This is a genomic window from Tenacibaculum aquimarinum (assembly GCF_022478115.1).
Taxonomy (GTDB): Bacteria; Bacteroidota; Bacteroidia; order Flavobacteriales; family Flavobacteriaceae; genus Polaribacter; species Polaribacter aquimarinum_A.
In genome coordinates, this window is sequence record NZ_JAKGSC010000001.1 from 231083 (window position 1) to 244478 (window position 13396).

Below are 13396 nucleotides of genomic sequence, written 5' to 3' on the forward strand. Positions count from 1 at the left end.
GAAATATTAAAATAAGATTAAATTATTCACTTTAGATATTATATTATCCTTAATTATATATAATTTTGTATTATTGAATAATTTTAGATTAAAATACGAGTATTTAAAATGAAAGTTTTACCCTTTAAAATTCCGAAACCAGAAAATAATGCCTTAATTTTTCAGGAAGATATAGAGGTGGTTTTTTATGATAAATTACATCAACATGATGAAATTCAGATTAGTTTTATTGAAAAAGGTAATGGAACTTTAATCGTAGGTGATAAAATATCTAGTTACTCTAAAAATGATATTTTTATTATTGGAAGCAATTTACCTCATGCTTTTAAGAGTGATAAAAATACAGATGAAGTTTCTAAAATGATGAGTCTGTTTTTTACTGAATCATCTTTTGGGGATTCTTTTTTTAAATTGAATGAACTTTTAGAAATTAAACATTTCTTTTCTAAATCTTTACAAGGTCTAGCTATTAATACCAATAAAAATGAGATTATTACAAAATTTTTTAAGTTAAAAGAAGCGTCTGAATTAGAGCGATTTATTTTGTTTTTAGAAATTTTAAAAACTGCTTTAAATGCAAAATCAGAACCTCTTTCTACTTTTATTTACAAAAAAAAATATTCTGATATTGAAGGGAAAAGAATGCGAAATGTATTTGATTTTACCATTGAAAATGCAAATCATAAAATATCTTTAGACGATATTGCTAATGTTGCAAATATGACAAAAAATGCATTTTGTAAATATTTTAAAAAGCGAACCAACAAAACGTATGTCAGTTTTTTAACGGAATTACGAATTGAAAATGCATGCAAATTATTAGTTAGAAATAACGATTTTTCGATTAGCGAAATTGCTTACAAATCTGGATTTCAAAACGTTTCTAATTTTAACAGAAAGTTTAAGGAAGTTAAGAAAACTACACCTTCAAAATACAGAAATAATTAAAGATCCTTTAACTCTTCTTTCAACTTTTTAGTTAAGCTTTTAACAATTAAATTATAAGAATGGTCTATTAATTCAAAGGCAAAAGTATCTGAAACATCATCATTTAAAGTAACTGTATTCCAATGTTTTTTATTCATGTGATAACCTGGATTTACACTTTCATATGCTCCTCGAAGTTCTTCTGCCCAATCAGGATCGCACTTTACATTCATTTTCTCTTCGTTGTTTTCCCAAGAAGTTAAACCAGTTAGTAAAAAAATTTTATTCATCACCTTAAAAACCAATGTAACATCATCAAAAGGAAAATGCTCTGTTACACCTTTTTTAGCAATACAATATTCTCTAAGTTGTTCTATGTGCATGCGATTATTTTTTTGATTTAAAAATCTTAAAAACTATAAAAATCAAGGAAACTATTCCAGAAACAAGTAACGAATACTTCATCAAATTGAAAAAAATATATGTTACAATTCCTTTACTATAATTAAGAATAATTTCTTCTATACTCTTTGAATAAATAATTAAAAAGTAAGAAGCCCATGATAGAATACAAAAAAGAAAAGCTTCAAAATATTTTCTAATCATAAGAAATTTATTCTTTCAATTTCTTCTGCGTAGACATTGGTAATTCTAATTGAGAATAATCTAAAGACCAACCAATAGTTTCAACCAAATTTTCCATTAAATGAATAGCCTCAAGCGCTTCTTTACTTGCTGTTTCCATTAAATTACTTTCAGGTATTTTATTTAAAATATGCTCTTTTGCTTCTTTATTTAAAGCCGTTAAATCTGACGCATCAAACTTGTTTAGCATACCGTTTTGCATATCATAATAACGTAAATCTGGTTCTAATGATAAAACTTCTGGTTGTGGAAAATCTGTAACAGTTATTGTTTTACGCTTACTATCTGCAACCATTTTCATCTTTTTAAAATCGAATCCAATATGTGCTTTTGCATTTATTAAAATAAGCGCTTTCTTTTTGCTTGTAAACATTCCCATCCACTTTTCCTTAGTGTTTTCATGATGATAAATTTCTGAAAATTCACCCTGAACAGTTATCAATTTTAGCACTCTTTTAATTTTATCTAACAATATAACCGATTGTTTTTCAGTTAAATTACGTTTTTTTGAAAACGAAAATCGAAGAAAAATAAAGTAAGAAATAATGGCTCCGCCAATTAATCCGAGAAAAAGTAATTCCATAGAAAACGAAATTACTAATTATCTTTAAACTAACCATTAAAAAGCGACCATTTACTGTGGTTTTGTTTCAAAAATTAATCATATATTTGCAGCTTCAATGAAAAGTCATTGATATACATAATAATCATTTAAATAATATTGGAATGTATTTAACAAAAGAAGTAAAAGAAGGTCTTTTTGAAAAGCACGGTAAAGGTAAAGCTGACACTGGAACATCTGAAGGACAAATTGCATTATTCACATTTAGAATTAATCACTTAACTGAGCACTTAAAGAAGAATCGTAAAGATTACAATACTGAGCGTTCATTAGTAAGATTAGTAGGTAAGCGTAGAAGTTTATTAGATTATCTAAAGAAAACAGAAATCAATAGATATCGTGCAATTATTAAAGAATTAGGAATTAGAAAATAATTCTTATACAAAAGAGGCTGGAATTTTCAGCCTCTTTTTTTATTTTAAGTAAAGCGTAAAAGTCTGAAACTAACAACGTCAGCAAATTATAAAAAATCAGGATTTTTAACAACAATTCTGTATTTCCATTGGAAAAACACAACAACACAACAACAAACGATTTAAAAATTTAGAATTAAAATTTATGATTCCAAAAGTATTTAACGAGGTAATAGACCTTGGAGATGGAAGAACCATCTCATTAGAAACCGGTAAATTAGCAAAACAAGCACACGGTTCGGTTGTTGTTCAAATGGGAAAAGCAATGTTATTATGTACTGTTGTATCTAGCTACAAAGCTGGTACGGTAGATTTTTTACCATTAACAGTAGATTATAGAGAAAAATTTTGCAGCTGCAGGACGTTATCCGGGAGGATTCTTCAAAAGAGAAGCAAGACCAAGTGACGGAGAAATTTTAACAATGCGTTTAGTAGACCGTGTTTTACGTCCGTTATTTCCAAAAGATTATCATTCTGAAGTACAAGTAATGATCCAATTAATGTCTCACGATGAAGATGTTATGCCAGATGCATTAGCAGGTTTAGCAGCATCAGCAGCTATTCAATTATCAGATTTCCCTTTCGAATGCCCAATTTCTGAAGCACGTGTTGCTAGAGTAAACGGAGAATTCGTAATTAACCCAAGTAGAGCTCAATTAGCAGAATCTGACATCGATATGATGATTGGAGCTTCTGCCGATTCTGTAATGATGGTTGAAGGTGAAATGGATGAAATTTCTGAAGAAGAAATGGCAGACGCAATTAAGTTTGCACACGAAGCTATTAAAGTTCAATGTGCTGCTCAAGTTCGTTTAGCTGAAGCTTTCGGGAAGAAAGAAACAAGAGAATACGAAGGGGAAAGAGAAGATGCAGATTTAGCTGCAAAAATAAATGACTTTTGTTACGACAAATGTTATGCAATTGCTAAAAAAGGAACTTCTAAAGTAGAACGTACAACTGCATTTGCAGAAGTAAAGGAAGAATTAAAAGCTTCATTTACTGAAGAAGAATTAGAAGATTACGGAGATTTAGTTGGAAAGTACTTCAACAAATCTCAAAAAGCTGCTGTAAGAGAATTAACATTAGCAGAAGGTTTACGTTTAGATGGACGTAAAACTACAGACATTAGACCAATTTGGTGTGAAGTAGATTATTTACCATCTACACACGGTTCTTCAATCTTTACACGTGGAGAAACACAAGCATTAGCAACAGTAACTCTAGGAACTTCTAGAGATGCAATTAAAATAGATATGCCATCTTATGAAGGTGAAGAAAACTTCTATTTACACTATAACTTCCCTCCTTTTTGTACAGGTGAAGCTAGACCATTAAGAGGAACATCTCGTAGAGAAGTTGGTCATGGTAACTTAGCACAACGTGGTTTAAAAGGAATGATTCCAGACGATTGTCCTTATACAGTTCGTGTTGTTTCTGAAGTATTAGAATCTAACGGTTCTTCTTCTATGGCAACAGTTTGTGCTGGTACAATGGCATTAATGGATGCAGGTGTAAAAATGACAAGACCAGTTTCTGGTATTGCAATGGGATTAATTTCTGACGGAGATCGTTACGCAGTTTTATCTGATATTTTAGGTGATGAAGATCACTTAGGAGATATGGACTTTAAAGTAACTGGTACTTCTGAAGGAATTACTGCATGTCAAATGGATATTAAAGTAAAAGGATTAGGTTATGAGATTTTAGTGAATGCACTAAAACAAGCTCGTGATGGTCGTTTACACATTTTAGGAAAATTAACAGACACAATTTCTTCTGCAAACGAAGAAGTTAAAGAACATGCTCCTAAAATGATTAACAGACGTATTCCTAATGATATGATTGGTGCATTTATTGGACCAGGAGGTAAACATATTCAAGAATTACAGAAAGAAACAGGAACTACAATTGTAATTACTGAAGATCCTGTAACAGAAGAAGGAATTATTGAAATCTTAGGAACAGATCCTGCAGGAATAGAACAAGTAACTGCTCGTATAGAGTCTATGTTATTTAAACCAACTGTAGGAAGCGCTTACGAAGTTAAAGTAATTAAAATGTTAGATTTTGGTGCCGTAGTAGAATACGTTGAAGCTCCAGGAAATGAAGTTTTATTACATGTTTCTGAATTAGCTTGGGAACGTACAGAAAACGTAACTGATGTAGTAAACATGGGTGATGTTTTTGATGTAAAATACTTTGGTGTTGACCCAAGAACTCGTAAAGAAAAAGTTTCTAGAAAGGCATTGTTACCAAAACCAGAAGGCTATGTAGCAAGACCACCAAGAGATAATAGTAAAGGTAGAGACAATCGTGGACGTGATAACAGACGTGACGATAGAAAACCAAGAGCTCCAAGAAAAGAAGATTAATTTTTTTCTAATAAATTAAACTAAAAATCGCCAGCAAATGTTGGCGATTTTTTTATTTTTATAAAATGAAAGAAATTAAATTATCATCAAAACTAACAATCATAGGTTTATATGGTGGAGCATTATTGTATCTAATAATGATTCCTGTGATTTTTAAAGCAATAGAAAGTGAAAGTTTTCATATAGGAATGCTATTTGCTGGAGCAATTGCACTTGCAATGGCAGGTTTTTTAGTTTATCAATTTAAATTTGTTTGTAGTGCAAAAATTGTAAACAATAAATTAATTTTAAAAAAACAGTTTCATTCTCCTGAAACATATACGTTTGATAAAATTGGAGACATTTCTAGTTTTAGATTAAAAAACACAAAATACACTACCGTAAAAATGAAAGGTAGACATCAAGATTTTGAAAAATATATGATTATAACTTCTAAAAGCTTCTTATTTAAAGATAAAATTGATGCAGAAGAAAAACTGAAAGAATTAAAGAGAATAGACAATTAATAACTCTTTTTTAGTTTCTTTGTATTCCTTAAATGAAAATACACCGCACTACATATTTATCTTTAGGTTCTAACCAAGGAAACAGATTAGAAAACCTACAAAATGCAATTAATATAATTGCAGATACTATTGGTGATGTTCTAAAAATAGCTTCTGTTTATACCACACAATCAGTTGGGTTTAAAGGTGATGATTTTTTAAATACGGTAATTAAAGTTACCACTTACTTACCTCCTGAAACGTTAATGCAAAGTCTACTTTCTATTGAAAAAGAACTAGGTAGAACACGTTCTAATTCTGGTAACTACGAAAACAGAAAAATTGACTTAGATATTTTATTATTAGATGATACAATTATATCTTCTGAAAATTTAATTGTTCCGCATCCGAGAATGTTAGATCGTAAATTTGTATTAGTTCCACTAGTAGAAATTGCATCAGAATTTTCACATCCAATAGAGAAAAAAACACTTTCTATTTGTTTAGAAAACTGCACAGATTCCTCTAAAATTGAAGTAATTTCTGAGACACTTTTACGTCCTCATTCTATTACTGAAAAGTATAATTATATAGCTATTGAAGGAAATATTGGAGCAGGAAAAACATCTTTAGCAAATCTAATTTCTAATGAGTTTAATGCCAAGTTAGTTTTAGAACGCTTTGCAGACAATCCTTTTTTACCAAAGTTTTACGAGGATAATGAACGCTATGCTTTTCCGTTAGAAATGAGTTTTTTAGCCGATAGATATCAGCAATTATCAGATGATTTAGCGCAATTCGATTTGTTTAAAAACTTTATTATTTCTGATTACTATATTTTTAAATCACTAATTTTTGCACAAGTTACTTTGCAAAAAGATGAATATAAATTGTACAGAAAAATGTTCGATTTGATGTATAAAGAAATTACTAAGCCAGATTTATATGTGTATTTATATCAAAATACGGATAGATTATTAGCGAATATTAAAAATCGTGGTCGCGATTACGAACAAAATATTGAAGCTGAGTATTTACAAAAAATACATGATGGCTATAGTAACTTTATAAAAACACAGCAAGATTTAAACATTTTAACTATTGATGTTTCTGATCTTGATTTTGTAAATAATCCGGAAGATTACCAAACCATTCTTAGGAAGATAAGAACACACACTACAACTCAACAAGCATAACAAGTACACTTAGCCCTGATTGAACGGTTTGTTTGAGCTCTTTTTAATGTTTTTCTCATTAAAAAAGCGAGTAGTGAAAGCAGGAAATTGCTTCTAAAAAATTAATTACTTTTTAACTATCTCTAATTTTTCTGCAAAGTACTCGCAAAAATCTCGCATTGTTGCGCTCATTTTCTGATCGTCGGTTGCACGCTCAAAAGTACCTGCCATTGAAACTAAGGTCTGATGAAAGAATTGCTTCATCTCGTCTACTGGCATGTCTTTGGTCCACAAATCCATACGAAGTGTGTCTTTGGCTTTAGAATCCCAAACAGATAACATAATAGCTTTAGTTTCGGCATCTGTAACTCCGCCATCTTGTGCATTCCAAGAGATTTCTTCCGGAACTTTATTTTCGTCTAAGCCTACAGTAAATTTTATTTCAGAGGTGTGTTTTACAGCCATTATCGTCTTGGTTTGTATTTAGATTTTTTAAAGATTGTTTCTGTGTCTAATTGTAATAATTGGCGCAAAGATACATCATTATTTTGCATATAAGAGCGTACAATTTGCCAACCAATCCAGCTACCAATTTGCCCAGGAGATTTACTATCTTCTTCTAAATAAAACTTAGAAAATGGTGCTAAATCCATAAATCGCTTATCTAATTTTGCATCTGTACTGTAAAGTAAATCTTTCTCTACAAAATATTTCCAAATTTGTTCTTCGTTAGCAATTGCCCAGTTAAATTTTTCTTGAGAATAACCGGCTTTTTCATTGTCTGAAATATTAGGTAAATATATATCTAATAAGTACATTTTTTTCCCTTCAATAATCATTTTTCCTAAAAAAGTTCTTTCTGTATTTGCTAAAATTTGCTTTTGAATTATAGCATGTGCAACGTCAACAATTATATGCTCTTTGGTATTATTCTGTTTAATGTATTGCGGATAACTTCCATAAAAATCGTGGTTTTTACCCAAATAAGCATCTAAAGAAACTAGCAACAAACTATCTGCATAAATTACTCTATTATCATAATCTATATTAGTGAGCATTGTTATTACATTGGGCGCAACAAATTTTGGGTTGTAATATTTTACATGTTTAAAGAATGACGTAAACTGTTCTTTTAAAGAACCAATATCTTTATATTCTTTTTGTGTTTCTGCAAATAATTCTTGCTCGTCTTTATTATTAATTTTATTAATCCAAACAGAATCTTGGATTCCTTTTGGAAATAATAATGGGTATTTATTTTTTAATGTTTGAAGGTGATCTTTGGTTGAAGAATAAAAATCTACATCAAATCGATTTACAGAAAAATCGACCGAAATATCAGAAACATCTACAATTGTTTTCGATTCTTTATCACATGATAAAAAAAGAAAGGAAATAAGAAAATAAAATAAAATTTTTCGCATTATCTTAGCTATTCAAAATATAACGTCAAAAATACTAAAATAGTTTATCAATGAATACCGAAAAAGTTACCAATCACATCGTACAATGGTTAAAAGATTATGCTGAAAATGCAAAAGTAAAAGGTTTTGTTGTTGGTATTTCTGGCGGTATAGATTCTGCAGTAACATCTACTTTATGTGCAAAAACAGGTTTTCCTACTTTATGTGTAGAATTACCAATACACCAAGCAGAAAGCCAAGTTAATAGAGGAAATGAACATATTGCACAACTTAAAAAGCGATTTAAAAATGTTAGTGAAGCAGAAGTAAATTTAACATCTACGTTTGAAGATTTTAAAACTAATGTTCCGCAAACTGAAGATGCAGCTAAGGTTGCTTTAGCAGAAGCTAATACACGAGCTCGTTTAAGAATGACAACCTTATACTATTTTGCTGGTTTACACGGTTATTTAGTTGCAGGAACAGGAAATAAAGTTGAAGATTTTGGTGTTGGATTTTACACAAAATACGGAGATGGCGGTGTAGATTTAAGTCCGATTGCTGATTTAGTAAAGTCTGAAGTTTTTGCTTTAGCTGCACATTTAGAAGTTCCTGATTCTATTCAAAACGCTCAACCAACAGATGGCTTGTTTGGCGACAGTAGAACTGATGAAGATCAAATTGGCGCTTCTTATGACGAACTAGAATGGGCAATGAAAATGCAAGATGAAGGTAAAGTTAATGCAGATTTTAATGGTAGAGAATTAGAAGTTTTTAAAATCTACACAAGATTAAACACCATAAATCAGCATAAAATGTTACCAATACCTGTTTGTGAAATCCCTAATGACTTAAAGTAAATTAGCTTGTATCATTAATTTCTTGATACGCCTATACGTTCTTTTTTTAGAGCCAGTAAAAATAATATGAAATGGTAATAAAATAAAGTGCGCTACAACAAGTAAGATTTGATAAATATTATACATTTTTATTTCTATTAGGTATACTTTTGACACCTAAAGACTTAAAAAGTCACAATAAACAAGTTGGAACTTAAAGTAAGTTTGCAGCTATCATTGTTTTTTTAATTTTACGATATGCTCGCTTTTTTGATCCTGTTGAAATAACATCAAAAGGAAGAACTATTATTAGCTTAAGCAGCTTCAATATTTGAAGTACTCTTTTCATAATTTATATTTTAAATTCTTTTTCACGGAAATTTTAGAAGACAAATATAATGAAAATAAAGAGCAATAATACTAATTTACAATTAGTTAACACTAAAGCAGGTAAAATACTTTAATTAATACAGTTAAATCACCCTGTTTAATTTTTCGTATAATTTAATTTTAAGATTGGTATAATCTTGTATTAATTCTAAGTTAATTACAGGTTTTTCTTCAGTAGGATCTGGAGTTATTAAGTCTTCAATTTTTCTATCTATTAACACTCTGCGAATATTAAAAACTGCATCTGAGATTAATTTTGGCAAAATTTTACTAGCTTCAGTTACATAAATATTTTTACGCTCCCAATCACTTAGCTGTCGTTTAGGATCTTCTTCATCCATTAAAATAGAAGTTACTAAAGAGGTAATCTCTACGTTTTTATGACTTGTAAGTTGATTTACATCTATTTTTTCAGCTTGATTTAATTGATGTATCATTTCAAAATATACTTCTTGAAAAAGCGGATTTGTAAACTCAATTTCATCGTCTTGTAAATGTAAATAGACTTCTTTTGAAACTTGGTTTGTATGACTTTCTTTTTCAATAGTTACTTTACCATTTTCATCTTCCACTTCAATAAAGTCAACAAAATTTGCTTCTTCATTTCCATATAGCAGTAAAATTCTAATAATTTCTTTTTCTAAAATCAAAAGCTGATCTACCTTTTCTGAAGAAACACCTCCTTTAACCAAGCCCATTTGCGCTTGCTCTTGCTCGAGGAAATACTCTGGCGGCGGTTCATTTGGATCTACATTAGAATTACTTCTTGAACTTGTTTTCTTTCGTTGATTAGTGGCTTCTTTACTTATAATCTGTGCTAATTCACTAAACAACACACGTTCAGAAATGTCCATAATATTAGAACATTCTTGCACGTACACTTCTCGTTGAATTGCATCTGGGATTTTAGAAATACTGGTAACAATATCTCTTATTAATCCAGCTTTTTTAACCGGATCATTATTTGCTTCTTTTAATAGAAGTGAAACTTTAAAATTGATAAAATCTTTCGCAGAAGAATCTAAATACTCTTTTAATTCGGTATCAGAATGTGACTTTGCAAAACTATCTGGATCTTCTCCATCAGGAAATTGAACTACTTTTACGTTCATTCCTTGCTCTAAAATTAAATCTATTCCACGAATGGAAGCTCTAATTCCGGCTGCATCACCATCAAAAAGTACGGTAATATTTTTTGTTAATCGGTTTACTAATCGAATTTGATCTGAAGTTAAAGCTGTTCCAGAAGACGCAACAACATTTTCTACTCCAGATTGATTAAAAGAAATTACATCAGTATAACCTTCAACCAAATAACAATTGTCTTGTTTAGCAATCTCTTTTTTGGCTTGATAAATTCCATACAGAATTTTACTCTTGTGATAAATATCACTTTCGGGTGAGTTTAAGTATTTAGCTGCTTTTTTATCGTTGGTTAGAATTCTTCCACCAAAACCTAAAATTCTACCAGACATTGAGTGAATTGGAAACAAAACACGTCCTTTAAATCGATCGAATTGCTTACCTCCTTCTTTAACAATTGTTAAACCTGTAGAAGCTAAGTATTTTATATCGTATCCTTTATCTAAAGCTGCATTGGTGAAATTATCCCACTCGTCTTTACAATAACCAAGTTCGAATTTTTTTATGGTTTCTTCTGTAAACCCACGTTCTTTAAAGTAACTGTAACCTATTGCTTTACCTTGTTGAGAATTTAGCATTAAATCATGAAAATAGTCTTTGGCAAATTTAGATACCAAAAACATACTTTCTCGTTCATTAATTTTCTCTTTTTCTTCGTTGGTTTGTTCGGTTTCTTCAATTTCTATATTGTACTTTTTTGCCAACCAACGTATGGCTTCTGGATACGAATAATGTTCGTGTTCCATTAAAAAAGAAATTGCATTTCCACCTTTTCCTGTAGAAAAATCTTTCCAGATTTGTTTTACTGGAGACACCATAAATGATGGTGATTTTTCATCCACAAAGGGACTTAATCCTTTAAAGTTACTTCCGGCTTTTTTTAGCTGAACAAACTCACCAATAACCTCTTCTACTCTTGCAGTTTCAAAAACACGGTCTATGGTTTGTTTGGTTATCATAAGATTACAAATGTAAAAAAAACCTCACAGATTTTATACACTGTGAGGTTTGTCTTTTAGGTATTATATTTTTCTAAGAAGCTGCCCTTAGCTTTTTAAGTGTTGTATTTGTCAATTTACTCTCTGCATATTCTAAATCTACTACAAACTCTTTTTCGTCAGAACTTGGTAAATCGAACATTGCATCTGTTAAAATAGCTTCACAAAGTGAACGTAACCCACGAGCTCCAAGCTTATATTCAACTGCTTTTCCAACAATATAAAGAAGTGCATCTTCTGTCATAGAAAAAGCAACATCATCCATTGCAAAAAGCTTTGTATATTGTTTTATTATTGAATTTTTAGGCTCTGTTAAAATTGCTCTTAATGTATTAGCATCTAACGGATTCATGTAACTTAACACAGGTAAACGACCAATAATTTCTGGTATTAACCCAAATGCTTTTAAATCTGAAGGAATGATGTATTGTAATAAATTATCATCATCTACTTTATCATCATCTAAAGAAGCGCTAAAACCTACAGCTTGCATATTTAAACGCTTGCTTATTATTCTATCAATTCCAGAAAATGCGCCTCCTGCAATAAATAAAATATCTTTAGTATCTACTTGAATAAATTTTTGGTCTGGATGTTTTCTTCCGCCTTTTGGCGCAACATTTACAACTGTACCTTCTAATAATTTTAATAAAGCTTGTTGAACTCCTTCTCCAGAAACATCTCTTGTTATTGAAGGATTATCTCCTTTACGAGCTATTTTATCTATTTCATCAATAAATACAATACCTCTTTGCGCTTTTATTACATCGTAATCTGCAGCTTGTAATAAACGGCTTAAAATGCTTTCTACATCTTCTCCAACATAACCTGCTTGTGTTAAAACGGTTGCATCTACAATTGAAAATGGCACGTTTAACATTTTAGCAATTGTTCTTGCTACTAAAGTTTTTCCTGTACCAGTTTCTCCAACTAAAACAATGTTAGATTTTTCTATTTCTACTTCGTTTTCTTCGTCTTTTACTTGTAACAATCTTTTGTAGTGATTGTAAACAGCAACTGACATCGATTTTTTGGTTTGATCTTGTCCAATGATATATTCATCTAAAAACGCCTTAATTTCTTTTGGCTTTTTTAACGTTAAATCTTTAGACAAACTCGTAGAGGTTGCTTCGGCTATTTCTTCTTCTACAATACCATGTGCTTGTTCAATACATTTATCGCAAATATGTGCATCTACACCTGCAATAAGTAAATCTGTTTCTGGTTTTTTACGACCACAAAACGAGCATTGTAAGTTTTCTTCTTTCGACATAATTTAGCTTTTAGCTTTTGGCTTGTTGCCGTTAGCTTTTATTTTCTTGTTAAAATTTCGTCTACCATTCCGTAAGCTTTAGCTTCGTCTGCTTTCATCCAGTAATCTCTATCAGAATCTTGGGCTACTTTTTCAAATGATTGACCAGAATGCTTAGAAATAATATTGTATAATTCGTTCTTTAATTTACCAATTTCTTTTACAGTAATTTCCATATCAGATGCTTGCCCTTGAGCGCCACCTAATGGTTGGTGAATCATAACTCTTGAGTGTGGTAAAGCTGATCTTTTACCTTCTGCTCCTGCACACATTAAAACTGCACCCATAGAAGCTGCCATTCCTGTACAAATTGTTGCTACATCTGGCTTTATAAATTGCATAGTATCATAAATACCTAAACCTGCATAAACACCTCCTCCTGGAGAATTAATGTATATTGAAATATCTTTATTAGCATCTACACTTTCTAAAAATAATAATTGCGCTTGAATAACATTTGCTACTTGGTCGTTAATTCCTGTACCAAGAAATATAATTCTATCCATCATTAAACGAGAAAAAACATCCATTTGAGTAATGTTCATTTGACGTTCTTCCATAATATATGGCGTTAAACTACTTGTTATTTTACCTAAGTATGTGCTGTTAATTCCGTGATGTTTTGTTGCGTATTTTTCGAACTCTTTTCCGTAATCCATTTTGAGTTTTATT

General features: G+C 30.6%; 12 protein-coding genes and 1 pseudogene. 6 read left to right on the plus strand and 7 right to left on the minus strand.

Features of this window, described 5'->3' with window-relative positions; genetic code table 11:
• The first annotated feature begins 108 nt into the window (after positions 1 to 108).
• On the plus strand, positions 109 to 948 hold the full coding sequence (locus L1S33_RS01090) for an AraC family transcriptional regulator (RefSeq protein WP_240551377.1): 840 nt from the start codon (positions 109 to 111) through the stop codon (positions 946 to 948).
• On the opposite strand, the gene L1S33_RS01095 is transcribed toward L1S33_RS01090, so the two are convergent.
• Together L1S33_RS01095 and L1S33_RS01100 are read right to left on the minus strand one after the other, a co-directional pair.
• Positions 945 to 1310: an MmcQ/YjbR family DNA-binding protein gene (locus L1S33_RS01095; RefSeq protein WP_240560864.1), complete on the minus strand. Its 366-nt coding sequence runs from the start codon at positions 1308 to 1310 to the stop codon at positions 945 to 947. The genes L1S33_RS01090 and L1S33_RS01095 overlap by 4 nt on opposite strands.
• Positions 1311 to 1540: 230 nt before the next feature.
• Complete coding sequence (locus L1S33_RS01100) at positions 1541 to 2155, minus strand: DUF4230 domain-containing protein (RefSeq protein ID WP_240551375.1); 615 nt, start codon at positions 2153 to 2155, stop codon at positions 1541 to 1543.
• A gap of 143 nt (positions 2156 to 2298) precedes the next feature.
• Between L1S33_RS01100 and rpsO the strand changes: the two genes are divergently transcribed.
• The 4 genes and pseudogenes from rpsO to folK all read left to right on the plus strand — a co-directional run bounded on the left by rpsO (position 2299) and on the right by folK (position 6660).
• Positions 2299 to 2568 carry a 30S ribosomal protein S15 gene (gene rpsO, locus L1S33_RS01105; protein ID WP_240551374.1) on the plus strand — a complete coding sequence of 90 codons (270 nt, stop codon included), beginning with the start codon at positions 2299 to 2301 and terminating at the stop codon, positions 2566 to 2568.
• Positions 2569 to 2752: 184 nt separating this feature from the next.
• A pseudogene (locus tag L1S33_RS01110) lies at positions 2753 to 4979 on the plus strand (polyribonucleotide nucleotidyltransferase).
• A 65-nt stretch (positions 4980 to 5044) separates the two neighbouring features.
• Positions 5045 to 5485, plus strand: a complete 441-nt coding sequence (locus L1S33_RS01115) for a hypothetical protein (protein ID WP_240560865.1) — start codon at positions 5045 to 5047, stop codon at positions 5483 to 5485.
• A 32-nt stretch (positions 5486 to 5517) separates the two neighbouring features.
• Positions 5518 to 6660 (plus strand): 2-amino-4-hydroxy-6-hydroxymethyldihydropteridine diphosphokinase, encoded by a 1143-nt coding sequence (folK, locus tag L1S33_RS01120; protein WP_240560866.1) that lies wholly within the window; start codon positions 5518 to 5520, stop codon positions 6658 to 6660.
• A 105-nt stretch (positions 6661 to 6765) separates the two neighbouring features.
• Here the strand turns inward: folK and gldC are convergent, their stop codons facing one another.
• A complete protein-coding gene (gene gldC / locus L1S33_RS01125) occupies positions 6766 to 7104 on the minus strand; it encodes a gliding motility protein GldC (RefSeq protein ID WP_240551371.1) in 339 nt (112 codons plus the stop codon).
• A complete protein-coding gene (gene gldB, locus L1S33_RS01130) occupies positions 7104 to 8063 on the minus strand; it encodes a gliding motility lipoprotein GldB (RefSeq protein WP_240560867.1) in 960 nt (319 codons plus the stop codon). Before gldB ends, gldC begins: the two co-directional genes overlap by 1 nt.
• 50 nt (positions 8064 to 8113) lie before the next feature.
• Here gldB and nadE point away from each other — a divergent pair, with 50 nt between their 5' ends.
• On the plus strand, positions 8114 to 8902 hold the full coding sequence (gene nadE / locus L1S33_RS01135; protein WP_240560868.1) for an NAD(+) synthase: 789 nt from the start codon (positions 8114 to 8116) through the stop codon (positions 8900 to 8902).
• Between the two features lie 452 nt (positions 8903 to 9354).
• Here nadE and dnaG read toward each other — a convergent pair whose 3' ends face one another.
• The 3 genes from dnaG to clpP all read right to left on the minus strand — a co-directional run bounded on the left by dnaG (position 9355) and on the right by clpP (position 13383).
• Positions 9355 to 11373 carry a DNA primase gene (dnaG, locus tag L1S33_RS01140; protein WP_240560869.1) on the minus strand — a complete coding sequence of 673 codons (2019 nt, stop codon included), beginning with the start codon at positions 11371 to 11373 and terminating at the stop codon, positions 9355 to 9357.
• Positions 11374 to 11446: 73 nt separating this feature from the next.
• Positions 11447 to 12685, minus strand: a complete 1239-nt coding sequence (gene clpX / locus L1S33_RS01145; protein WP_240551367.1) for an ATP-dependent Clp protease ATP-binding subunit ClpX — start codon at positions 12683 to 12685, stop codon at positions 11447 to 11449.
• A 38-nt stretch (positions 12686 to 12723) separates the two neighbouring features.
• Complete coding sequence (gene clpP, locus L1S33_RS01150; RefSeq protein WP_240551366.1) at positions 12724 to 13383, minus strand: ATP-dependent Clp endopeptidase proteolytic subunit ClpP; 660 nt, start codon at positions 13381 to 13383, stop codon at positions 12724 to 12726.
• Positions 13384 to 13396: the final 13 nt, after the last annotated feature.